Here is a 22,139-nt window from a genome sequence, read left to right as displayed (position 1 = left end):
GTGAATCTGGTCGAGGCCCCACCGAGGGCCGATTCCCCTCACTTTCCACGGGAGTGAACCCACATGGGTATGAAGGACAAGGCCGGCAAGACGCAGGGTCAGACCAAGCAGAAGATGCGCGAGGGCCAGCAGCACGGCCGTCAGCAGGGGCAGCAGCACGGCCCGCAGACGCCGCAGCGTGGCCAGCAGCCGCAGCAGGCCCAGCAGCACGGCCAGCAGACGCGTGAGCGCGGTCGTCAGACCATGGACGACACCGAGCAGGAGATGCAGGACCGGTTCAGCCAGGACTACGACGCCTAGCCGTCGTACCCGGCTCGACCGGTAGGCGCGGGGCGCCCTTCTTCACGGAGGGCGCCCCGCGTGCTGCCGCCGCCCTGGCAGCACGCACCGGACCGCACGGGTTGCCCTATGTCGCCGTCGGCCGCGGGGGGAGCTTGGGGCGGGAGCGGTCGGGGGTTTCGGAGTAGTCCGGGGGGATCGCCGCCGGGTGGTCGCGCAGCAGGTCCAGGGCCAGTTGGATCGCTTCGTCCATCTCCACATGGCGGCCCTCCGCCCAGTCCAGCGGGGTGCGCAGGACCTCGCGGTCGGGGGCGACGCCGTGGTTCTCCACGGACCAGCCGTACTCCTCGAACCAGGCCGCGTTCATCGGCACCGTGATCACCGTGCCGTCGCCCAGCCGGTGCCGCCCGGTCATGCCGACCACACCGCCCCAGGTGCGCTGACCGACCACCGGGCCGAGTCTGAGCAGTCTGATCGCGGCCGTGATCATGTCGCCGTCGGAGGAGGTGGCCTCGTCGGTGAGCGCCACGATCGGACCGCGCGGGGCGTTGGAGGCGTACGACACGGGCTGGGCGTTCCTCGTCAGGTCCCAGCCGAGGATGGTCCGGGTGAGTTTCTCCACCACGAGTTCGCTGATGTGCCCGCCCGCGTTGCCGCGCACGTCGACGATGAGCGCCGGCCGCGCGACCTCCCCGCGCAGATCGCGGTTGAACTGGGCCCAGCCCGAACCGCCCATGTCCGGGATGTGCAGGTAGCCGCACCTGCCGCCGCTCATCTCCCGTACCACCTCACGGCGTTTGGCGACCCAGTCCTGGTAACGCAGCGGCCGTTCGTCGATCAGCGGCAGGACGGCGACCCGGCGCGGCGGCCCCGGCTCGCCGCCGCCCGGGACGAACGTCAGCTCCACCGTCGTACCGCCCGCCCCCGCGAGCAGCGGGTAGGGGCCGGTCACCGGATCCACCGGCCTGCCGTCCACGTGGGTGAGCACCGCGCCCTCGCGGATCCCGGTGCCCGCGAGCGGGGAGCGTGCCTTCGAGTCGGAGGAGTCGCCGGGCAGGATCCGCTGGACCGTCCAGCCGCCCTCCCGGCGGGCGAAGTTGGCGCCGAGCAGGCCCTGGAAGCGCTGGTAGTGCGGCGGCCCCTCGTTGCGGCGGGCGGGGGTGACGTAGGCGTGCGAGGTGCCCAGCTCGCCGAGGACCTCGCGCATCAGGTCGGCGAACTCGTCGGGCGAGGCGACGCGTTCGACCAGCGGGCGGTACTGGTCCAGCACCCCGTCCCAGTCGATGCCGCACATGCCGGGGTCCCAGAAGTAGTCGCGGATGAGCCGGCCGGCCTCGGCGTAGGCCTGGCGCCACTCGGCGGGCGGGTCGACCACGTGCAGGATGCGGCGCAGGTCGATCCAGACGGTCGTGTCACCGTCGCCCGACTCGGTCGACGGGACGGCCCGCAGCTCGCCCTCGTCGACCACGACCAGCCGGCTGCCGTCGCCGCTGACGCTGAACCAGTCGAGGTGGTCGACGAGTTCGGCCTTCTTCGCCTTGCTGATGTGGAAGTACTCCAGGGTCGGGCGGCCGCTGGTGTCGGCGGGGTTGGCGAAGGTCTCGCCCAGCGCGCCCGAGATCGGCCAGCGCAGCCAGACCAGACCGCCGCCGGCGACCGGGTACATGGTGGAGTACTTGGAGGCGGCGACCGGGAACGGGGTCACCCGGTTCTCCAGCCCCTCGACCTCGACCGTCACCGCACTGCCGTCGCCGGGCTCCTCGTCCTCCACGGGGTCCAGACCGCCGGCGGCGGGCCGCCCGTCCGGGCTGAGGGCGAAGGGGGAGGGGGTCGCCGAGGAGAGCGGGACCAGGTAGGGGCGGCAGCCCAGCGGGAAGGACAGGTCGCCGGTGTGCACGTCGTACACCGGGTCGAAGCCGCGCCAGGACAGGAACGCGAGGTAGCGGCCGTCGCGCGTGAACACCGGGTTCTCGTCCTCGAAGCGGCCGTTGGTGACGTCGATGACGAGCCGGTCGCTGATCCGGGCCATCTTGATCTGCCGCAGCGTACGGCCGATCCCCGGATGCGACCAGGTCAGCCATGACCCGTCCGGCGAGAAGGCCAGGTCGCGGACGGGACCGTTGAGCGAGTGGATCAACTCGACGGGATCGGCGGAACCGGCGTCAGCGGTGTCGGCAGACGACCCGGCTCCCTCGGCGACCTCGTCCTCCGGCATGTCGAGCAGCAGCAGCCGTCCGTCGTGCGAGGCCACCGCCAGCCGTTCGCCGAGCGGGTCCGAGACCAGTTCGAGCACCCGTCCCAGCCGCCCGGAGGCCAGCCGGCGCGGTGGCCGGTCACCGCTCGCCCGGGGCAGCGAGGCCACCTCGATCGCGTCCTCGCCCCCGGCGTCCGTGACGTAGGCGATCCGCCCGGTGGAACCCAGCATCTCCGGGAGCCGGACCCGTACCCCGGGGGTGTCCGCGATGGTGCGTGCCGGGCCGTCGCGGTGGGTGAGCCAGTACAGGCTGCCGCGTACGACGACGGCGCTGGCCCGTCCCGTCTCGTCGACCGAGACGCCGTCGACGTGCTGGGCGGCCGGCACCTGGTAGGGGCGGCGGCCCGCGCGCGGCCCGGACAGCCGCACGTCCAGCCTGCGCGGCTCCGCGTTCGGGCCGAGGTCCTCGACGAGCCACAGGTCGCCCGCGCACTGGTACACCACCCGGGTGCCGTCGCTGGCGGCGTTCCGGGCGTAGAAGGCGTCGTGGTCGGTGTGCCGGCGCAGGTCGGAGCCGTCGTGGGCGCAGGAGTAGAGGTTGCCGACGCCCTCGTGGTCGGAGAGGAAGACGATGCGGTCGCCGACGAACATCGGGGCGTCCAGATGGCCCCCGATGCCGGCCAGCAGCCGCTGTCCGTGCAGCCACAGCCGGCCCGTGGCGCCGCCCCGGTAGCGCTTCCAGCTCGCGGGTTCGTGCGGCGGGGTGCCGGTGAGCAGCAGGGTCCTGCGCTCGCCCGCCAGGTCGGCGACCTGGATGTCGGCGACCGGGCCCCAGGGCAGCTTGCGCCCGGGGTCGCCGTCGGGGGAGACCTTGTAGGCCCAGGTGAAGTAGGAGAACGGCTGGCCGTGCGAGGCGACCGCGAGGATGTCGGCGCCGCCCTCGCCGTCCGGCGGGGTCCAGCCGCACACCCGGGTGTCCGCGCTGCCCCAGTACGTCAGCTGCCGCCCGGGGCCGCCGTCGACGTCGGTCAGGTGGATCTCGGGCACCAGGCTGCGCCAGCTCGTGTACGCGATCCTGCGGCCGTCGGGGGAGAAGCGCGGATGGCCGACCTTGGTGCGGTCGACGGTGAGCCGCCAGGCGCGGCCCGGGGTGTCGAGGGAGGTCAGCCAGAGGTCGTCCTCGGCCACGAAGCACAACAGGTCGCCGTGGAGATGCGGCAGGCGCAGATAGCTCACCTCCCCATGCTTTTCCGGGCCGGGAGGGGCAGCAACTCGTGAGGACGCGCGACTTGGGCGCCCGGCGTGAGGGAGCACACGTACGAAACGGTTTCGTTTCTATAGATCGCAGGGTATCTTCATGGTGTAGGCGGGAAGACACCGATGGAGCAATGGAGGGTGAGTGGCATGACTGAGGTCGCAACGGCGCGTCGCAGTCGCATCACGCCCGAGCGCGAGGCCGAGCTGTACGAGGCCGTGCTCGACCTGCTCCGGGAGGTCGGCTACGACGCCCTCACCATGGACGCCGTCGCCGCCCGCACCAAGTCCAGTAAGGCCACCCTCTACCGCCAGTGGGGCGGCAAGGCCGAGCTGGTGGCCAAGGCGGTGCGGCACAACAAGCCGGGCGGCTTCGGGACCATCGACACCGGTTCCCTCCGCGGCGACCTGCACGCCCTCACCCTGCGCTCGGACGACTGCCAGATGGAGCAGAGCTCCGCGCTCATGCGCGGTCTCGCCATGGCCGTCCACGGCAGCCCGGAACTCCTGGCGGCGTTCAAGGAGCACCTGATCGAGCCCGAGATGGCCGAGTTCCGCCGGGTGCTGCAACGGGCGATCGACCGGGGCGAGGTCCGTGCGGACAACCCGGCGATCGACTTCGTGATGCACATGATGATCGGGGGGTTCGCCGCCCGTTCGCTGATCGACGAAGAGCCGCCCACCCAGGCCTTCCTGCTGAGGTACATCGACGCCGTGGTGCTCCCCGCCCTCGGCGTCCGCACCCCCTGACCCTTCCCCGCAGCCTGCCCACCTGACGCCTCCGCTCATGTCGTCGGGCCGATCACCCCTGCCACCCACCGGGTTGGTCACCCCTGCCCTGCACACCCCACGACCTGACCAGGAGTACGCCCTCGTGGCTACGTTCCTCTACAAACTGGGCCGGCTCGCCTTCCGGCGACGGCACTTCGTCACCCTCCTGTGGGTGGCGCTGCTGACCCTCGCGGGGGTCGGCGCGGCCAGTGCCCCCGCCGCGGGCTCCACGTCCTTCTCGATCCCCGGTACGGAGGCGCAGAAGGCCTTCGACCTGCTGGACCAGCGGTTCCCCGGAGCGAGCTCCGACGGCGCCACCGCACGGGTCGTCTTCAAGGCACCGGCGGGCGAGAAGATCTCCGACACGCTCAACAAGGCGACCGTCGAGAAGACCGTGCGGAAGCTGGCCGGCGGCTCCGAGGTCACCTCCGTCGACGACCCGTTCAAGACCAGGGCCGTCAGCAAGGACGGCACCGTCGCCTACGCCTCCGTGCGCTACGGCGTCTCCGGCATGGAACTCAAGGACGCCTCCCGCGAGGCGCTGGAGACGGCCGGCCACGACGCGCAGAAGGCCGGACTGACCGTCGAGATCGGAGGTGACGCCCTGCAGGCCGGGGCCGAACCGGGCGCGGCCGGCGAGGTCGTCGGCCTCGCGATCGCCGCCGTGGTCCTGGTCGTCACCCTGGGCTCGCTGGTCGCGGCCGGTCTGCCGCTGCTGACGGCGATCGTCGGCGTCGGCATCGGCGTCTCCACCATCACCGCGCTCGCCAAGACGCTCGACCTCGGCGACACCACGTCCACGCTGGCGCTGATGATCGGCCTGGCGGTCGGCATCGACTACGCGCTGTTCATCGTCTCCCGCTACCGCGGCGAACTGGCCGAGGGCCGCGACCGCGAGGAAGCGGTCGGCCGCGCGGCCGGCACCGCCGGTTCCGCGGTGGTCTTCGCGGGCCTCACGGTCGTGATCGCGCTGGCAGGCCTGTCCGTCGTCGGCGTCCCGATGCTGACCAAGATGGGTCTCGCGGCGGCCGGCACGGTCGTGGTCGCCGTCCTGATCGCACTGACCATGATCCCGGCGCTGCTCGGCTACGCGGGCAGGCGGGTCAAGCCGGCCAGCGAGAAGCGCGGCAGGCGCCGCGGCGCCGGCCCGGCCGCCGCCGCCTCCTCTTCCACGGTCTCCGGCGCCCCCGCCAAGCCCGGTCTCGGGGAGCGCTGGGCGAGCTTCGTCGTGCGCCGTCCGGCCGCCGTGCTGCTGCTCGGCGTCGTCGGCCTCGGCGCGGTCGCCCTGCCGGTCTCCCAGCTGGAGCTGGGCCTGCCCGACGACGGCTCGCAGCCCACCTCCACCACCCAGCGCCGCGCCTACGACCTCCTCTCGGAGGGCTTCGGCCCCGGCTTCAACGGCCCCCTGATGATCGTCGTCGACGCCAAGGCCAGCGCCGACCCGAAGGCCGCGGCCACCACGGTCACGAACGGCATCAAGGACCTCAAGGACGTCGCCTCCGTCAGCCCGGCGATGTTCAACAAGGCCGGCGACACCGCGATGATCACCGTGGTCCCGTCGTCCAAGCCGTCCTCCACCGGGACCGAGGACCTGGTGCACGCCATCCGCGGCGAGGGCACCGAGGTCAGGGCGGACACCGACGCACGGGTCCTGGTCACCGGCACCACCGCGATGAACATCGACTTCTCGCAGAAGCTCAACGACGCGCTGGTCCCGTACCTCGCGCTGGTGGTCGGCCTCGCCTTCCTCCTGCTGATCGCGGTCTTCCGCTCCGTCCTGGTCCCGCTGAAGGCGGCCCTCGGCTTCCTGCTCAGCGTGCTCGCCGCGCTCGGCGCCGTCGTCGCGGTCTTCCAGTGGGGCTGGCTCGGCGGCCTGCTCGGCGTCGAGCAGACCGGCCCGATCATGTCGATGATGCCGATCTTCATGGTGGGCGTGGTCTTCGGACTCGCCATGGACTACGAGGTGTTCCTCGTGACCCGGATGCGGGAGGCGTACGTCCACGGCGAGACGCCCGGCCAGGCCGTGGTGACCGGCTTCCGGCACAGCGCGCGCGTGGTGGGCGCCGCCGCGGTCATCATGATGTCCGTCTTCGGAGGGTTCATCACCTCCAGCGAGTCCATGATCAAGATGATCGGGTTCGGCCTCGCCATCGCCGTCTTCTTCGACGCCTTCGTCGTCCGCATGGCGATCGTCCCGGCGGTGCTCGCGCTGCTCGGCAAGCGCGCCTGGTGGCTGCCGAGGTGGCTGGACCGCGCGCTGCCCAACGTGGACGTCGAGGGCGAGGGACTGCGCACCGCCGCCGACGCGCACGCGGGCGGCGACAGCGGACAGGGCGAGGAGGACCGGGAGCTGGTACGCGCCTGACGCGGGGCGCGTGACCGACCGCCGGTGAGGGCCCGTGGGGACGGGAAGCCCTCACCGGCTTCCGGCTCCTCACCGGCTTCCGGCTCCCTGTTCAGGTTTTCGCAGTCCGGCTTAACCGCTCGCAGCTCACGCGCCCTCTTCGTTAGCGTGCCCTCCATGACGACGACAGCCGCCACTGACGCCGATGCCCGGGAGCCCGGGGCACACCCGCGTTTCGCCGCCGCCCTGGAGGAGCTGGGGCTGGGGGAGCTGACCGCTCGGGTCCGGCGTTTCCCGGACGCGACCCGTACCGCGGCGGAGGCCGCCGCGGCCCTCGGCTGCGAGCTGAGCGAGATCTGCAAGTCGCTGGTCTTCGCGGCCGACGGCGTCCCGGTGCTGGTGCTGATGGACGGCGCCTCCCGGGTCGACGTGGAACGCGTCCGCGAGGAGCTCGGCGCCGAGAAGGTGACGAGGGCCGGGGCCGACGTCGTACGCGAGACGACCGGGTACGCCATCGGCGGTGTCCCGCCGTTCGGGCACCGTACCCGCACGCGCGTGCTCGCCGACCGGGGGCTGCTGCGGCACGACGTGGTGTGGGCCGCCGCGGGCGACCCGCACACGGTCTTCCCGATCGCGCCCGCCGACCTGGTGGCACACGCGGGCGCCACGGTCGTGGACGTACGCGAGCCCACCGCGTGACCCCAGTGGTCACCGCGGCCGTGCTGGTCGCGGCCGTCACACACGCCAGTTGGAACGCGATCGCCCACCGGATCAGCGACAAGCTGGTCGGCTCGTCGCTGATCGCCGCCGGGGGCGTGCTGATCGGGCTGCTGCTGATGCCGCTCTCGGCGACACCGGCGGCCGCCGCCTGGCCGTACCTCCTGACCTCCGCGGTCGTCCATGTCGCGTACTTCGCGCTGCTGATGCTCTCCTTCCGGCTCGGCGACTTCGGGCAGGCGTACCCGCTGGCACGCGGTACCGCGCCGCTGCTGGTCACGCTGTTCGCAGCCGTGTTCGCGCACGAGGTGCCGGACGCCGCGGCGGCCGCGGGGATCGCGGTGTCCTGCGCCGGGCTCACCGGGGTCGCGCTGTGGGGGCTGCGCGGCCGCCGGCCCGACTGGGCGGCGATCGGCGCGGCCCTCGCCACCGGCCTCACGATCGCCGCGTACACGGTCATCGACGGCCTCGGCGTACGGGCCTCGGGTTCCCCCGTCGGCTACATCGCCTGGCTCATGGCCCTCCAGGGCCTGGTGATCCCCGCGTACGCCTTCGCCCGCAGACGCGGTGAACTCCTCACCGCGGCACGTCCGTTCGCGGCCCTGGGGCTGTTCGGCGCACTCCTGTCCGTCTGCGCCTACGGCCTGGTCCTGTGGGCCCAGACCCGCGCCGAACTCGCCCCGATCGCGGCCCTGCGCGAATCCTCCGTGATCGCCGGCGCCGCCATCGGCGCCCTCTTCTTCAAGGAGCGCTTCGGGGCCCCCAGGATCGCGGCGGCCGGCCTTTTGGTCGTGGGCATCGGGCTGATGCTGCATGCCGGTTGAAGGGAGGGCGCTCGGTCGCGGCCGGGCGACGGCAGGTTTGCTGCCAGGGACGGCGAGCGTCGGTCCGCGGTGGGCGGAACGACGTCTTGGTGATCTCCATACTTTCGCAACCTGGTCAATTCCTCGCCGTACAGGAAGGATTGCCGACAACATCAAGTGAAAACTGGGGGAATGGTGCTGCCACGTGCGATCGCAGCTTTCGCGGGCGTGGTCGGCCTTCTCGGCGCGGGCCTGGCGCTGACTCCGTCCGCCGCCCGCGCGGATGGCAGCACGCTGTACGTGAACAACCTGTCGACGTCGAACTGCTCCGACAGCGCAGTCGGCGCGGGCTCGCAGGCCCAGCCCTACTGTTCGCTGCAGACTGCCGTCGACGCCGCACAGCCAGGTGACACGGTCATGGTGGTCAGGGGGACCTTCGGACCGCTCGATGTGAAGACCTCGGGTACCGCGAGTGCTCCCATCACCATCACCACCGGCACGAGCAAGGTGCTCACCCAGATCGTCACGCCCGAGTCGGGCTCCGGCCCTGCGCTCACTCTCGACCACGTGCACGACGTGGCGGTGCACGGTTTCTTCATCGGGACGAACGTCCGGGCCCCGGTCGTGGCGGTCGAGGGATCCAGCGAGGTGACGCTGGACGGCGACCGCGTCGGGGGCGCCTATTCGGGCGCGCTGGTGAGCATCGACGGGCAGAGCAGCGCCCTGACACTGAGCCGGGACGACATCGAAACCCAGCCGGGCGAGGACGGCGTCGACATCGCGTCGGGGGCGAGTGGGACGGTGATCACCGGCAGCGAGTTCTCCTACGGGAAGAACCCGCCCGTGAACGCAGCAGGTGCGCCCGGCACCGTCGTGGTGGGCAACACCTTCACCGACGACGGCGGCTGCAACACCGCGATCGCGCTCACCGGTACCTCCTCCGGTTCGACGATCGAGAACAACGCCTTCTTCCTCGGAACCTCGGGCGGCTGTGCGAGGTACGGCACCAGCACGCCGGTGGTGGTGTCCTCCGGATCGACGAGCGGCACCACCTACGACTACAACGTCTTCGAGTCCGAGTCCGGCGGCGCGCTCTACGGCTGGGGTGGCCAGACCTACGCGACCGCCGCCGATCTGCAGGCCGCGACCGGCCAGGGGAAGCACGAACTGTACGTCGCGGTGGCCGCAGACAGGACCGGCCTGAACCTCACCCCGCTCATCGACTCCGCCGACGCCGACGCACCGAACGAGCTCGGCACTGACTTCAACGGCAAGCCCCGCGTGGACGACCCGCTCGTGGCCGACACCGGCACGGGCGTCGGCTACTACGACCGCGGCGCGACGGAGTACCAGAACCCCTACCAGGTGGCGCCCGCCGTCACCGTCAGCAAGGGTCCGGCCCCGCTGTCCGAGACGATCACGGCGGACGAGACCAACCCCTGGAAGACCCGGATCACGAACTACACCTTCAACTTCGGAGACGGCAGCGACCCGGTGGTCTCCACCACCCCGGGCGTCACCCACACCTACGCCGCGATCGGCTCCTACCCCGTCACGGTCACCGCCACCACGGCGGCCGGGGCCTCTGTCGCCGGCAGCAAGAAGGCCTACGTCAACGTCGCGGCCGAAGCCCCGCTGGCGCCTGCCTTGTCGCTCAGCCAGGCCTACCCGTACAGCAGCCTCACCGTCCAGGCGGACGCCACCAAGACCACCGACGACTGGAGCGTCGCCGACTACAGCGTCCACTACGGGGACGGCACCCCGGCCGCGGATCTCGGCACGAGCGGCGTCGGTGGCCACACCTATCCCCATCCCGGCACCTACACCGCCACCCTGACGGTCAAGGACGATGGCGGGAACACCGCCACGACCACCCAGCGGGTCACCGTCGGCAGCGCATTCGTGCCCTTCGGGCCGACCCGGGTCCTGGACACCCGCAACGGCACCGGCGCCGCCAAGGCGAAGGTCGGCCCGGGCTCAGTGCTGCGGCTGAAGGTCGTGGGCGTCAAGGGCGTCCCCGCCACCGGGGTCACCGCGGTCACACTCAACCTGACCGGCCTCCACGCTTCCGCCAGCACGGTGATCACCGCCTACCCCGACGGCACCGCTCGGCCGACCGCCTCCCACCTGAACCTGGTCCCCGGCCAGGTCACACCGAACCTCGTCACCGTACCGGTCCCCGCCGACGGCTACATCGACCTGTACAACCACTCGGGCAGCGTCGACCTGGTGGGAGACGTCGAGGGGTACTACAGCACCACCGCCGCGGTCACCTTGGGTGGGACGGGCTTCGTCCAGGTGAGCGGCCCGACCCGGGTGCTGGACACCCGCAACGGGACCGGCACCGACACCGTCAAGGGCAAGGTCGGGCCGGGCGGGCTGGTCACGGTCACCCTTCCAGTCGGCAATTACGCCAACGCCTCCGCGGTGCTGCTGAACGTCACCGAGACCAATGCCACCACCTCCAGCTGGGTCGGCCTGGAACCGAGCTCCGGCAATGTCCCCACCAGCTCCGTACTGAACTTCACGGCCGGACAGACCAGCGCCAATCTGGTCGTCGCGCCGGTGAGCAACGGGCAGGTCCAGTTCTACAACGGCTACGGCAGCGTCGACCTGATCGCCGACCTCGAAGGCTATGTGGTGTCGGACGTGTCGAACTCCCCGAGTGCCCTGGGCTCGCCCTACTTCCCGGTCTCGCCGACCCGGGTGCTGGACACCCGCAACGGCACCGGCGCGGCCCGGGGCACACTCGGCGCCAAGTCCAAGCTCAGCGTCAAGGTGGCGGGTGTCGGCGGCGTCCCGGACGGGGTGAAGGCGGTGCTGATGAATCTCACCGGCGTCAAGCCCACCACCAGCACCTGGCTGTCGGCCTACGCCGACGGATCAGCGCTGCCCGGCAGCTCCACCCTGAACCTCGCCGCCGGCGCCACCCGTGCCAATCTGGCCCTGGTCCCGGTCGGTTCCGACGGGTCGATCGACATCTACGACAACAGCGGCAGCGTGAACGTGGTCGCGGATGTCGAGGGCTACTACATCGGCTGATCAGACGGGCCGAAGGCGACCATCGATCTTCCCCGCCATATTCGTACGGCCGGGGAGATCCCGCGCATGCTTCCACCCTTGACGTGAGGACGACCTGATGAAGCGGTCCCTGCTGGCCGTCGGCGTGTCGGCTCTGGTGCTTGTGTCGGCCTGTTCCGGGGGATCCGCGCACCCCCGGCCCACCGTCTCCCATGGCGTGACTGCCACGCCGGCGTCGGTCCCGGCAAATCCGGACCGCCTTCCCGATCCGGTCCAGTCTCCGATTCCGGTGGGATCGCGAACGCTTTACACCGGGTCAGGCCGCGGCGCGGGTGGCCTCACGCTGCCCGCGTCGGCGGGGAAAGCCTCATCCGTCACGGTGATGTGGACGTGCGCCGGTCCCTCGAAGTTCACCATCACTGCCGCCGGAGCGGCCCTCGCCGGGTCCCAATGCGGCGACGGGAGCGGCGTGTTCACCGCCAAGATTCCGCATGCCCATGTGCGCCGGCTCGCATGGAAGTTCTCGGCGGCTGACTCGGTGATGTGGCGGGTCGTCGTCACTCAGCCCCCCGGGAATCAGCCGCACAGTTCATGAGCGGCCGTCAGTTGTCGCGTGCGGCCGGCTCGTCGGCGCCGTCATCGGCCGAGCTGATGCTCCACGCCGGTCGACCGGTGGCCCCTCAGTCGCGGCGGGACGGCAGCAGGCGTGCTGCCAGGGCCAGTGCGACGCCGACGCCCACCAGGTACAGTCCCAGGCGGGTTTCGGGCACTGCGGGTGACCACACCCGCCACGCGGACCGCGTGTAGCTGTCGGCCGCCAGGTAGGACCCGTAGACCCGCGGCGGTGCGGTCTGCCCCCGCACCCACAGCAGCGCGCCCAGAGCGGCGCAGGTCGCGGCGACCGCGTAGAGGGCGGTGGCGTGACGGGGGGCCGGGTGACGGGGGGCCGGTCTGTTCATGACGGCACCTTCGCTCTCGGTCGGGGTGGGGGGGGGAATTCTCGCCGCTCGTGTCCGGCACGTCCGCACCGGGGTGCGACCGCCGGCGTCCGTGCGTGCGGCGCCGCGCCGGACGGCCGCCCCGCGGAGTCCGGCCCGCACCGACTCCGGCCGGTATGCCCCTTGCGCCGACCGCCCGTCCGGCGGACTTGCCGTTGCCTTGACGAACCGTTCGTCGAACGTTCAGACGCCCGCCTGTGCCCGGGTTGTGTGCTCTCCATAAGGTCCCTGCGGATTGCGGAAGAAGGGACGCATGGGACTCATGGACACACTCCACGCAGTCCGGGCCCGCGGGATCACCAAGTGCTTCGGTGAAGTCGTCGCACTCGACGGCGTCGACCTGGATGTGACGCAAGGTCAGATCCACGGCCTGGTCGGCCCCAACGGCGCCGGAAAGACGACGCTGCTGGGGCTGCTGCTGGGCCTGGCGGTCGCCGACGGCGGCCGCCTCGAGATCCTGGGCACGCCGGTCGAACGGGCCCTCACCGCCCCCGACGGCGTCGCCGGCTTCGTGGACGCGCCCGGTCTCTACCCCTCGCTCACCGCCCGCCAGAACCTCGCCGCCCTCGCCGCGCTGCGCGGTCTGGACACCGGGACGGCGCTCATCGACGAGGTGCTCGGCGAGGCCGGGCTCACCGACGTCGCCGACGACAAGGCCCGTGGCTTCTCGCTCGGCATGCGCCAGCGGCTCGGACTCGCCGCCGCCCTGCTCACCGGGCCCCGGCTGCTGGTCCTCGACGAGCCGTCCAACGGCCTGGACCCGGCCGGGAAGAGACACGTGCACGGCGTCCTGAACCGGCTCGCCGCCGACGGCACCGCCGTGGTCCTTTCCAGCCACCGGATGGACGACCTGGAGGCCCTGTGCTCCGAGGTCACCATTCTCGCCACCGGACGCGTCGTGTTCTCCGGTCAGCTCGGCAAACTCGCCGCCGAGAACCGCGAACTCGACTACCGGCTGCGCACCTCCGACCCGGCCGCCGCGCGCCGGATCGCCGGTGACGCGGCCGGGATCCGGATCGTCGACGGCAGCGGCGTACGGCAGGACCCCGACGTGCTCGTGGTCCGCGCCCTGGTGCCCGCCCTCGACCATCTCGTCGCCGAGGTCGTGCGCGCGGACGTCGCGGTCCGTGAACTCGCCCCGGTCGTCTCGCCGCTGGAGGCCGCCTTCCTCGCCCTCACCGAGCAGCAGGAGGCCACCCGATGACCGCCACCGCCGCCACCACCGCCCCCACGGCCGGCACCGGGCCGGCCCCGGTCGCCGCGCGCCGGGTCCCGGTGTCCCGCGGCTACCGCTTCGAACTGGTCAAACTCGTCTCGCAGTGGCGGATCCGGCTGCTGGTCCTCGCCTGCTGGACCGCTCCGGGGCTGTTCGTCGCCGGGGTCGGTGAGCAGAGCACGCTCCCCTCCGACACGCTGTTCGGGCGCTGGATGCACGCGACCGGCTGGGCCGGACCGCTGGTGATCCTCGGCTTCGCGGGCACCTGGGCGCTGCCGCTGCTGACCTCGGTGGTCGCCGGTGACGTGTTCGCCTCCGAGGACCGGCTCGGCACCTGGCGCCACCTGCTGGTCGCGGTCCGCTCGCCCACCCGGATCTTCGTGGCGAAGTCGCTGGCCAGCCTCACCGTCATCGTGCTCCTGGTGGCCGGACTGGCCTGCTCCGGCGCGGTCGGCGGACTGTTGGCGGTCGGCGACCGGCCGCTGGTCGGGCTCGACGGCCATCTGCTCACGCCGGGGGACACGGCCGTCAGGGTCCTGCTCGCCTGGACCGCCGCCCTCGCCCCGACCCTGGCCCTGGCCGCGGTCGGACTGCTCGGCTCGGTGGCGCTGGGCCGCTCCCCGATGGGGCTGCTGCTGCCGCCGGTCGTCGCGCTCGCGATGTCGGTCGCCCAGATGATGCCGCTGCCGGTCGCCGTGCGACTCGCCCTGCCCGGCTACGCCTTCGTCTCCTGGAACGGCCTTTTCACCAGTCCCACCCGGCTCGCCCCGCTGCTGACCGGCGTCGCGGTGAGCCTGGCGTGGGCGGTGCTCGCCACCGTCCTCGCCCATGTGCTGTTCGTACGGCGGGACTTCACCAACCCCGCCGACGACGGTTCCGGACGCCGCGCGCTCACCCTCGGCGTGCTGCCGCTGGCGGCGCTGACCGCCGTCACCGTCGGGGCGGTCGCCGCGGCCACTCCCTCGACGGGCTCCGGCATCCGGCAGGACAAGGTGCAGCAGTCCCTCGCCACGGCCTTCGGGCACCTCTACCGCCTGCAGACGCAGGAACTCCATCGACCCGCCGTCACCGAGAAGCAGTTGGGGGCCACGGCGGCGTGCACCAAGAGCGACGGCCAGGCCGCCCAGGAGGGCGCGGGGAACGACTGGCGTTGCGTCGTGAGCTGGCACCTCCCCGGCGTCCCGGTGACGGGGACGGCGATCTACCAGCTCGACATCACCTCGGACGGGCGGTTCGTGGCCGACGGTGACGGTCCGAAGGAAGTCAACGGTTACTTCCTCGTGCGGACCTCCACCGGCGACGCCCCGAATCCGCTGTGGCAGTTCGACGGCAACGTCGATCTGCTCGACATCCACTGAAGGGAACAGTTCCGTGCAGGTAATCCGCCAGCGCCGGACCAGTGAGACGAGACAGCTCCACCTCTTCGGCCACCGCGTCGGCCGCCGGACCCTGATGGTGACGGCGGGTATCGCCGTCGCCCTCGGCGTCACGGGCACCGCGGTCGCCTCGACGTACCAGTTCGGCACCCAGCAGGTGGGGCAGAACACCGCCAACGGCCAGGTCGTCTCCGCCGACCAGTACATCAACCCCTACGGCACCCGCACCGTCATCAACGACGGCAAGATCATGTCGTCGACGGTCAGCCCCGACGGCACCCGCCTCGCCGCCTCGATCGCCGACGGCGACGCCTCCCTGGTCGTCATGGACCTGAGCACCGGTCAGGTCAAGCAGAAGATCGGCACCAGCACGGCGGACGACCTGCGGATCAGCAGCGGCGCGGTCGGCCAGGAGGGCCCGACCTACTCGCCCGACGGCAAGCAGCTGTGGCTGGGGCAGGCGAACGGCTACACGAAGTTCACCGTCAACGCCGACGGTACCCTCGCCGCGCCGACGGCCGTGAACATCCCGGCCGACGGCACCAAGCAGGCGCTGGTGGGCGCGGCCGTCTTCTCGGCCGACGGCTCCACCGTGTACTCCGCGGTCAACGGCCAGAACAAGGTGGTCGCGATAGACGCGGCGACCGGCACGATCAAGCAGACCTGGGCGGTCGGCAACGCGCCGCGCGGCATCGCCCTGGTCGGCGGCAAGCTCTACGTCAGCAACGAGGGCGGGCGCCCGGCCAAGGCCGGCGACACCACCATCAACTCGTACGGCACGGACGTCGTGGCGAACCCGAGGACCGGGGCCAGCACCACCGGCACGGTCAGCGTCATCGACACCGCGGACCCGTCCGCCGCCGTCGGCACCGTCGCCGTGGGCCTGCACCCGACCACGGTGTACGCGAGCAGGGGCGCGGTGTTCGTCACCAACACCGCCGACAACAGCGTGTCGGTCATCGACAGCCGCAAGGACCGGGTCGTCCAGACCATCGCCACCCAGCCGTGGCCGGAGGCGTCGGTCGGCTACGAGCCCAACGCGGTCACGCTCACCGACGACGGACGCCTGCTGGTCACGCTCGGCCGCGCCAACGCCGTCGCCGTCTACCGGTACACGTCCCCGCAGATGCCGGCCCGTTACGTCGGCCTGCTCCCGACGGACTACTACCCGTCCGGGGTCTTCGCCGACGGGAAGAAGATCGTCGTCGCCAACACCCGCGGTGTCGACGCGCTGCGCCCGGACGCCGCCGGCCACAACACGCACGACACCACGTCGAGCCTCACCCGGTTCACGCTGCCGAGCGACCAGGTCGTCAGGTCCGAGACGGCCAAGGTCTTCCAGCAGAACGGCTGGACCGCCGGCTCGGTGAAGACCGCCAGGGGCTACGGCCACGCCAGGGCCGTCCCGGTCCCGAAGCGGATCGGCGACCCGTCGACGATCAAGCACGTCTTCCTGCTCGTCAAGGAGAACCGCACCTACGACCAGGTCTTCGGCGACCTCCCGCAGGGCAACGGCGACTCCGCGCTCACCCAGTTCGGCGCGAACGTCACGCCGAACCAGCACGCGCTGGCCCAGCAGTTCGGGCTGTACGACAACTTCTACGACATCGGCACCAACTCCGCCGAGGGCCACAACTGGCTGATGCAGTCGGACAACCCGGAGTACACCGAGTCGTCGGCCGGCGAGTACACGCGCAGCTACGACACCGAGGACGACGTCCTCGGCCACCAGAAGACCGGGTTCATCTGGACCGGGGCGCAGGCGGCCGGCAAGTCCGTGAAGGACTTCGGCGAGTTCCAGTCGGTGGAGACCAAGCCGGCCGGTGCGACCTGGCAGAACCTGTACTGCGACAGCAAGAACATGGCCGCGACCGGCACCTCGACCGCCTACCCCATCAAGACGGGCTCGGCGATCCCCTCGCTCAACGACGTGTCGGTGCAGGGCTTCCCGCTCTTCGACCTCAGCGTCCCGGACATCTACAAAGAGCAGATCTGGAAGCAGGACTTCGAGAAGAACGGCCCGGCGAACCTGAACATGTTCTGGTTCTCCAACGACCACACCGGCGGCCCGGCCAACGCCGCCGCCGAGGTCGCCGACAACGACCTCGCGGTCGGCCGGATGGTCGACGAGATCACCCACAGCAGGTACTGGAAGGACTCGGCGATCTTCGTCGTCGAGGACGACTCCCAGGCCGGTCTCGACCACGTCGACGGCCACCGCGCCCCGGTCCAGGTCATCAGCCCGTACGCGCAGCACGGAAAGGTCGACGACCACTACTACTCGCAGATCACGATGGTCCGCACCATCGAGCAGATCCTCGGGATCCACCCGATGAACCAGCTCGACAGCGCGGCCACCCCGATGTACGGGGCGTTCACCGGCAAGGCGGACGACACCCCGTTCACGGCGGTCCCCAACCGGACCTCGCTGACCCTCGGCGTGAACCCGCAGCCGTCCTGCGGCTCGGACACCCCGGCGGCCCAGGACACCAGGGCGGCCGCCGCGCCGACGTCGGTGTCGGTGCCGGCGGCCGAGAAGCAGGTCGCGGCGCAGTGGCAGAGCTGGGCCGCGCACCAGCGGCTGACCGGCAAGAACGCGGTGCCGGACTACGCCAACCCCACCCAGATGAACCGCTGGACCTGGTACCAGACCCACAACTGGACCAAGCCGTACCCGGGTGACAAGAAGATCTACACGCCGGACGAGGTCCCGGGCGCCTACCTGCCCTCCTCGGAGAACGACGGCTGATCCCGCCCGCGCACACCGGAAGGCCCCGGCCGGTGCCGGGGTCTTCCGTGTCTTCCGGTCCGGAACGGGTAGGCGTCGCGCGCAGCCGGCCGCGATGCGGAAAGCTGGCCTGCGGAACGTACGAGGACAGGGAGACGTCATGACCGACAAGCCGACCGTCGCCGTGCTGGGCACCGGGATCATGGGCGCGGCGATGGCCCGCAATCTCCTGAAGGCCGGGCACCCGGTCCGCGCCTGGAACCGCACCCGCGCCAAGGCCGAGCCGCTCGCGGCCGACGGCGCCCGGGTCACCGGCACCCCGGCCGAGGCCGTCGAGGGCGCCGACGTCGTGCTGACCATGCTGTACGACGGTGCCACCGCCCTGGCGGCCCTGCGCGAGGCCGCCCAGGCGCTGCGCCCCGGCCTGCTCTGGGTCCAGTCGACCACCGCGGGACTCGACCAGATCCCCGACCTGGCCGCGTTCGCGAGCGAGCACGGCCTGGTCTTCTACGACGCGCCGGTGCTCGGCACCCGCCAGCCCGCCGAGGCCGGACAGCTGACCGTCCTGGCCGCCGGGCCCGAGCAGGGCCGGGAGACGCTCGCGCCGGTCTTCGACGCCGTCGGCGCCCGCACGCTGTGGACCGGGGACGACGGTTCGTCCGCGGCCGCGACCCGGCTCAAGCTGGTCGCCAACAGCTGGGTGATCGCGGCCACCGCGGCGACCGGCGAGGTGGTGGCGCTGGCGCGGGCCCTCGACGTCGACCCGCAGGACTTCTTCGACATCATCGAGGGCGGCCCGCTCGACATGGGCTATCTGCGGGCCAAGGCCAAGCTGATCCTCGACGGCGGACTGACCCCGCCGTCCTTCGCGGTGGACACCGCCGAGAAGGACGCCCGGCTGATCGTCGCCGCGGGCGCGGGCAACGGCGTGCGCCTCGACGTCGCCGAGGCCGCGGCCGAACGCTTCGCGCGGGCCGCCGCCCAGGGGCACGCCGACGAGGACATGGCCGCCGCGTACTTCGCCAGCTTCGACAAGGAGTCCGGCAACGAGTCCGACCAGGAGTAGGCCCGGGCCGACGTGACGGCCCGGGTCCCTCGGGAGCACCCTGGAAGCAGCGATTCCGGAAAGGTGGTGCTCATGATGCGAACCGCTGTGGGATGGCATGTGGAGCTGGAGTTCCTGGAGGACGAGACGCACACGCGCGCGGTGGCCCTGGTCCGCCTGCCCGACGGCACCGAGGTACGCGCGCACGGCCACGCGAGCCGGCACGACTCCGACAACAACCAGCCGAGGGTCGGCGAGGAGATCGCCGGCGCCCGCGCCCTGAACGAACTGGCCATGCAACTGCTGACCAAGGCGCACGGCGAGATCGACGCGGACTCGGGCCGCCACTCGCACCCGATCAACGTGTGAGCGCAGCCCACGACGGACCCGGCCGTGAGGCCGCCGCGGTCGCTACGACAGCGCCGTGCATACCGCTCGTACCAGGGCCTGGGCCCTGGGGTCCGCCGTCACGCTCTTGCGGAAGCCGTTGGTGACGTAGCCGAAGGCGATGCCCGAGACGGGGTCCGCGAAGGCCAGCGAGCCGCCGCGGCCCGGGTGGCCGAAGGAGGCCGGGGAGAGCATCGGGGAGGCGCTGCCGTGCAGCATGTAGCCGAGTCCGAAGCGGGTGGAGACGACGAGGACGCGGTCGGGCCCCGCGGACTGCTCGGCGCGGGCCAGCTCCACGGTCCCCGGGGCGAACAGCCGGCGGCCGCCGTCGACCTCGCCGATCAGGGCGGCGTAGAAGCGGGCCAGGCCGTCGGCGGTGGCGATGCCGTTGGAGGCGGGGAGGGCGGCCGCGCGGTAGGCGGGGTCGTTCTCGTCCGGGAGCGGGCTGATCGCGCCGAACGCCCGCCGGGTCAGCGAGCCGGGGTCGGCGTACGCCTCGGACACGGCCCGCTTCGGCCGGGTCCGCAGCCCGCCGGCGGCCTCCGGCGCGGCCACCGGCCCGACCCGCCCCACGCGCGCCCGCTCCGCCTCGGGCAGCCCGAGCCACAGGTCGGCGCCGACCGGCCGGGCGATCTCGTCCGCGATCCACGCGCCGACGCCGCGTCCGGTCACCCGCCGTACCAGCTCGCCGGTCAGCCAGCTGAAGGTCTGCGCGTGGTAGCCGTGGTCGGTGCCCGGTTCCCACACCGGCGCCTGCGCGGCCACCGCCGCCGCGCCCACCTCCGGGTCGGCGGCCTCCGCGGGCGTCAGGGGCCGGTCCAGCACCGGCACGCCCGCGCGGTGCGCGAGCAGCTGCCGTACCAGCGTGCGCTCCTTGCCCGCGGCCTTGAACTCCGGCCAGTACTCGCCCACCGGGGCGTCCAGGTCCAGTTCCCCGCGCTGCGCGAGAAGCAGCAGTGCGGCGGCGGCCACGCCCTTGGTGGCCGAGCGCACGATCTGCGCGGTGCCCCGCTCCCAGGGCGCGGTGCCGTCGACGTCCTTCGTGCCCGCCCACAGGTCGACCACCCGGTGGCCGCCCCGGTAGACGGCCACCGCCGCGCCGCGGTCCCCCAGCAGTGCGAAGTTACGGGTGAACGCGTCCCTCACCGGCTCGAAGCCCTCGGCCACAGTGCCGTTCACGTCCACGTCCGTACTCCTCCTGCCGGGTCCTCTCTCAACCAAGCACGATCGTCACGTCGATGTTCCCGCGGGTCGCGTTCGAGTAGGGGCACACCTCGTGGGCGGCGTCCACGAGCTTCGCCGCGACGTCCGCGTCCAGCACCGGGAGCGAGACGCTGAGGGCGACCGCGAGGCCGTAGCCGCGCTGCTTGTTGGGGCCGATGCCGACCTTCGCGGCGACCGTGGAGCCGGTGAGGTCGTAGCCGGAGCGGTTGCCGACGAGGATCAGCGCGTTGTGGAAGCAGGAGCTGTAGCCGGCCGCGAACAACTGCTCCGGGTTGGTGCCGTTCCCGTCGCCGCCCAGCTCCGGCGGCATCGCGACCTTGAGGTCGATATGGCCGTCCTGACTGGTCACGTACCCGTCCCGGCCGCCGTGCGCGGTCGCCTCCGCGACATACATGATCTTCGTCGGACGGGTGTCGACGGTGGCGCCTTCGAGCACGGCGGGACCTCCCCCAGAGCGGAAACAGTGGTGGGCAACACAGAAGTGTGCAAGCACATCGTGCACAAGGTACCGACCGGTAGGAAGGGCTGTGACGAGCAGGGGGTGGAAACCGCGGGTAACGGGCGGTGGCTACACCTGGTGCCAGGCCGACCGGCCCGCCCGGTCCGCGAGTTCGCGCAGCTCCTCGCGCAGCCGCGCCACCTGCGCCCCGCCCAGCCCCGTCGTCGTGAGCAGCGCGCCCGGTATGCGCGCCGCGCGCTCGCGCAGCTCCTCCGCGCGCTCGGTGCACGCGACGAGCACCGAGCGCTCGTCCTGCTCCGAGCGCTCCCTGCGTACCAGGCCGGCCGCTTCCAGCCGCTTCAGCAGGGGTGAGACCGTGCCGTAGTCGAGGCGCAGCGCGCCGGCCAGCTCCTTCACCGTGGTCTCGCCCCGCTCCCACAGGACCAGCAGCACCAGGTACTGCGGGTAGGTGAGCCCCAGTTCGTCGAGGAGCGGGCGGTAGGCGGCGGTCACGGCACGCTGCGCGGCGTACAGCGCGAAGCACAGCTGGTCGTCCAGGCGCGGCACCCTGGCGTCCTCTTCTGTCGTCACGTGCCCATTGTCACGGACGCGGGCATGTGCGGGACGGGCGTCACGGAAACGCGTCACATCTCCTGGCGTCGCGCCGATGCCGCCCGCGGGTCGGAATGGAAGCGGAGTCCCAGCCGGCGGGCCCGCAACAGGGCCGTGCCGGAGCGGAGTTCGCCGGTGGGGCCGTCGGCGGCGATCGTGCCGGCGCCCGGGAGCAGGGCGCGCGGCCCCGGTTCGAGGGCGTAGGGCGGGTCATGCGTGACCATGAGGACCGCCACCTCCAAGGTGCGCAGGAGCTCCGCGAGGGCGGCGCGCACGCGTGCGCCGGGTTCCCTCGGCAAGCGCATTGCGGAAAATGTGCGACATTGGAGAGAAAGCGGATGCACGGTCTTCGCAGGGATCACGGAGCGTAGAGGGCAGTCCGATGTCTGTAGTCGAGCAGTACGCGCGCGCCCACATCGTCACGGACGAGGACGCCCGGGGCGAGCCGCCCGCGGTACCCGTCGTCCTGCGGTACGACCCCGACGCGGACCCGCGGTCGGTACGGGTCGGCCTGCCCGGCACGGACGAGTGGACCTTCTCCCGCTCGCTTCTGGAGCAGGGCCTGAGAACCCCGGCGGAGAGCGGCGACGTCCGGGTGTGGCCGCTCGGGCGGGTACAGGCCGTGGTGGAGTTCCACTCCGACCACGGCACCTCGGTGGTGCAGTTCGAGTCGAAGGCGCTGCTGCGCTTCCTCAGGCGCACCTACATGGCCACCCCCGTGGCCGGCTGAA

19 protein-coding genes are annotated in these 22,139 nt (G+C 71.8%); 13 read left to right on the top strand and 6 right to left on the bottom strand.

Going from position 1 to position 22,139, the window contains the following annotated elements:
• The first annotated feature begins 63 nt into the window (after nucleotides 1–63).
• On the top strand, nucleotides 64–300 hold the full coding sequence (locus AB0G52_RS09380) for a hypothetical protein (RefSeq protein ID WP_361335277.1): 237 nt from the start codon (nucleotides 64–66) through the stop codon (nucleotides 298–300).
• A 106-nt stretch (nucleotides 301–406) separates the two neighbouring features.
• On the opposite strand, the gene AB0G52_RS09375 is transcribed toward AB0G52_RS09380, so the two are convergent.
• Nucleotides 407–3,709: a S41 family peptidase gene (locus AB0G52_RS09375; RefSeq protein WP_361335274.1), complete on the bottom strand. Its 3,303-nt coding sequence runs from the start codon at nucleotides 3,707–3,709 to the stop codon at nucleotides 407–409.
• A gap of 168 nt (nucleotides 3,710–3,877) precedes the next feature.
• Here AB0G52_RS09375 and AB0G52_RS09370 point away from each other — a divergent pair, with 168 nt between their 5' ends.
• The 6 genes from AB0G52_RS09370 (at nucleotide 3,878) to AB0G52_RS09345 (ending at nucleotide 11,978) form a co-directional block, all read left to right on the top strand.
• Nucleotides 3,878–4,477: a TetR/AcrR family transcriptional regulator gene (locus tag AB0G52_RS09370; protein ID WP_132891933.1), complete on the top strand. Its 600-nt coding sequence runs from the start codon at nucleotides 3,878–3,880 to the stop codon at nucleotides 4,475–4,477.
• Between the two features lie 124 nt (nucleotides 4,478–4,601).
• Nucleotides 4,602–6,863 (top strand): MMPL family transporter, encoded by a 2,262-nt coding sequence (locus tag AB0G52_RS09365; RefSeq protein ID WP_361335270.1) that lies wholly within the window; start codon nucleotides 4,602–4,604, stop codon nucleotides 6,861–6,863.
• 156 nt (nucleotides 6,864–7,019) lie between these two features.
• Nucleotides 7,020–7,541 (top strand): YbaK/EbsC family protein, encoded by a 522-nt coding sequence (locus AB0G52_RS09360; RefSeq protein ID WP_361335267.1) that lies wholly within the window; start codon nucleotides 7,020–7,022, stop codon nucleotides 7,539–7,541.
• On the top strand, nucleotides 7,538–8,383 hold the full coding sequence (locus tag AB0G52_RS09355) for a DMT family transporter (protein ID WP_361335264.1): 846 nt from the start codon (nucleotides 7,538–7,540) through the stop codon (nucleotides 8,381–8,383). Before AB0G52_RS09360 ends, AB0G52_RS09355 begins: the two co-directional genes overlap by 4 nt.
• Nucleotides 8,384–8,554: 171 nt before the next feature.
• On the top strand, nucleotides 8,555–11,404 hold the full coding sequence (locus AB0G52_RS09350; RefSeq protein ID WP_361335262.1) for a PKD domain-containing protein: 2,850 nt from the start codon (nucleotides 8,555–8,557) through the stop codon (nucleotides 11,402–11,404).
• A 97-nt stretch (nucleotides 11,405–11,501) separates the two neighbouring features.
• Entirely contained in the window at nucleotides 11,502–11,978 is a 477-nt protein-coding gene (locus tag AB0G52_RS09345) for a hypothetical protein (protein ID WP_361335259.1), read from the top strand.
• A gap of 85 nt (nucleotides 11,979–12,063) precedes the next feature.
• On the opposite strand, the gene AB0G52_RS09340 is transcribed toward AB0G52_RS09345, so the two are convergent.
• The gene (locus tag AB0G52_RS09340) at nucleotides 12,064–12,342 is read right to left on the bottom strand and encodes a hypothetical protein (protein ID WP_132891928.1); all 279 of its coding nucleotides are present in this window, start codon (nucleotides 12,340–12,342) and stop codon (nucleotides 12,064–12,066) included.
• A gap of 301 nt (nucleotides 12,343–12,643) precedes the next feature.
• Here AB0G52_RS09340 and AB0G52_RS09335 point away from each other — a divergent pair, with 301 nt between their 5' ends.
• From AB0G52_RS09335 to AB0G52_RS09315, 5 genes are all read left to right on the top strand, one after another.
• Complete coding sequence (locus tag AB0G52_RS09335) at nucleotides 12,644–13,585, top strand: ABC transporter ATP-binding protein (RefSeq protein ID WP_361335780.1); 942 nt, start codon at nucleotides 12,644–12,646, stop codon at nucleotides 13,583–13,585.
• The gene (locus tag AB0G52_RS09330) at nucleotides 13,582–14,955 is read left to right on the top strand and encodes an ABC transporter permease (RefSeq protein ID WP_361335256.1); all 1,374 of its coding nucleotides are present in this window, start codon (nucleotides 13,582–13,584) and stop codon (nucleotides 14,953–14,955) included. Before AB0G52_RS09335 ends, AB0G52_RS09330 begins: the two co-directional genes overlap by 4 nt.
• A 13-nt stretch (nucleotides 14,956–14,968) precedes the next feature.
• Nucleotides 14,969–17,722 carry a phosphoesterase gene (locus AB0G52_RS09325; RefSeq protein WP_361335253.1) on the top strand — a complete coding sequence of 918 codons (2,754 nt, stop codon included), beginning with the start codon at nucleotides 14,969–14,971 and terminating at the stop codon, nucleotides 17,720–17,722.
• Between the two features lie 139 nt (nucleotides 17,723–17,861).
• The gene (locus tag AB0G52_RS09320; RefSeq protein WP_132891925.1) at nucleotides 17,862–18,767 is read left to right on the top strand and encodes an NAD(P)-dependent oxidoreductase; all 906 of its coding nucleotides are present in this window, start codon (nucleotides 17,862–17,864) and stop codon (nucleotides 18,765–18,767) included.
• A 72-nt stretch (nucleotides 18,768–18,839) separates the two neighbouring features.
• Nucleotides 18,840–19,115 (top strand): DUF1876 domain-containing protein, encoded by a 276-nt coding sequence (locus AB0G52_RS09315; protein ID WP_132891924.1) that lies wholly within the window; start codon nucleotides 18,840–18,842, stop codon nucleotides 19,113–19,115.
• A 42-nt stretch (nucleotides 19,116–19,157) separates the two neighbouring features.
• Here AB0G52_RS09315 and AB0G52_RS09310 read toward each other — a convergent pair whose 3' ends face one another.
• From AB0G52_RS09310 to AB0G52_RS09295, 4 genes are all read right to left on the bottom strand, one after another.
• Nucleotides 19,158–20,318, bottom strand: coding sequence for a serine hydrolase domain-containing protein (locus AB0G52_RS09310; RefSeq protein ID WP_361335249.1), 1,161 nt, complete (start codon nucleotides 20,316–20,318; stop codon nucleotides 19,158–19,160).
• A 28-nt stretch (nucleotides 20,319–20,346) separates the two neighbouring features.
• The gene (locus AB0G52_RS09305) at nucleotides 20,347–20,751 is read right to left on the bottom strand and encodes an organic hydroperoxide resistance protein (protein ID WP_207921871.1); all 405 of its coding nucleotides are present in this window, start codon (nucleotides 20,749–20,751) and stop codon (nucleotides 20,347–20,349) included.
• A 174-nt stretch (nucleotides 20,752–20,925) separates the two neighbouring features.
• Nucleotides 20,926–21,387, bottom strand: a complete 462-nt coding sequence (locus AB0G52_RS09300; protein ID WP_132891921.1) for a MarR family transcriptional regulator — start codon at nucleotides 21,385–21,387, stop codon at nucleotides 20,926–20,928.
• Between the two features lie 53 nt (nucleotides 21,388–21,440).
• A complete protein-coding gene (locus tag AB0G52_RS09295) occupies nucleotides 21,441–21,713 on the bottom strand; it encodes a hypothetical protein (protein WP_132891920.1) in 273 nt (90 codons plus the stop codon).
• 77 nt (nucleotides 21,714–21,790) lie between these two features.
• On the opposite strand from AB0G52_RS09295, the gene AB0G52_RS09290 reads away from it, so the two are divergent.
• Nucleotides 21,791–22,138 (top strand): SsgA family sporulation/cell division regulator, encoded by a 348-nt coding sequence (locus AB0G52_RS09290; RefSeq protein ID WP_132891919.1) that lies wholly within the window; start codon nucleotides 21,791–21,793, stop codon nucleotides 22,136–22,138.
• Nucleotide 22,139: the final 1 nt, after the last annotated feature.

It is taken from the genome of Streptomyces sp. NPDC021562 (assembly GCF_040640875.1).
In the GTDB taxonomy this organism is placed as follows: domain Bacteria; phylum Actinomycetota; class Actinomycetes; order Streptomycetales; family Streptomycetaceae; genus Streptomyces.
Note: the sequence above shows the minus strand (reverse complement) of the source record. Positions and strands in the feature narration are given on the sequence as shown.

Excerpts from the sequence above, each read along its gene's own strand:
- AB0G52_RS09350 (WP_361335262.1), top strand. The coding sequence starts at position 8,555 with ATGGTGCTGCCACGTGCGATCGCAGCTTTCGCGGGCGTGGTCGGCCTT.
- AB0G52_RS09370 (WP_132891933.1), top strand. The coding sequence starts at position 3,878 with ATGACTGAGGTCGCAACGGCGCGTCGCAGTCGCATCACGCCCGAGCGC.
- AB0G52_RS09380 (WP_361335277.1), top strand. The coding sequence starts at position 64 with ATGGGTATGAAGGACAAGGCCGGCAAGACGCAGGGTCAGACCAAGCAG.
- AB0G52_RS09295 (WP_132891920.1), bottom strand. The coding sequence starts at position 21,713 with ATGCGCTTGCCGAGGGAACCCGGCGCACGCGTGCGCGCCGCCCTCGCG.
- AB0G52_RS09340 (WP_132891928.1), bottom strand. The coding sequence starts at position 12,342 with ATGAACAGACCGGCCCCCCGTCACCCGGCCCCCCGTCACGCCACCGCC.
- AB0G52_RS09290 (WP_132891919.1), top strand. The coding sequence starts at position 21,791 with ATGTCTGTAGTCGAGCAGTACGCGCGCGCCCACATCGTCACGGACGAG.
- AB0G52_RS09315 (WP_132891924.1), top strand. The coding sequence starts at position 18,840 with ATGATGCGAACCGCTGTGGGATGGCATGTGGAGCTGGAGTTCCTGGAG.
- AB0G52_RS09330 (WP_361335256.1), top strand. The coding sequence starts at position 13,582 with ATGACCGCCACCGCCGCCACCACCGCCCCCACGGCCGGCACCGGGCCG.
- AB0G52_RS09360 (WP_361335267.1), top strand. The coding sequence starts at position 7,020 with ATGACGACGACAGCCGCCACTGACGCCGATGCCCGGGAGCCCGGGGCA.
- AB0G52_RS09320 (WP_132891925.1), top strand. The coding sequence starts at position 17,862 with ATGACCGACAAGCCGACCGTCGCCGTGCTGGGCACCGGGATCATGGGC.
- AB0G52_RS09335 (WP_361335780.1), top strand. The coding sequence starts at position 12,644 with ATGGACACACTCCACGCAGTCCGGGCCCGCGGGATCACCAAGTGCTTC.
- AB0G52_RS09345 (WP_361335259.1), top strand. The coding sequence starts at position 11,502 with ATGAAGCGGTCCCTGCTGGCCGTCGGCGTGTCGGCTCTGGTGCTTGTG.
- AB0G52_RS09305 (WP_207921871.1), bottom strand. The coding sequence starts at position 20,751 with ATGTATGTCGCGGAGGCGACCGCGCACGGCGGCCGGGACGGGTACGTG.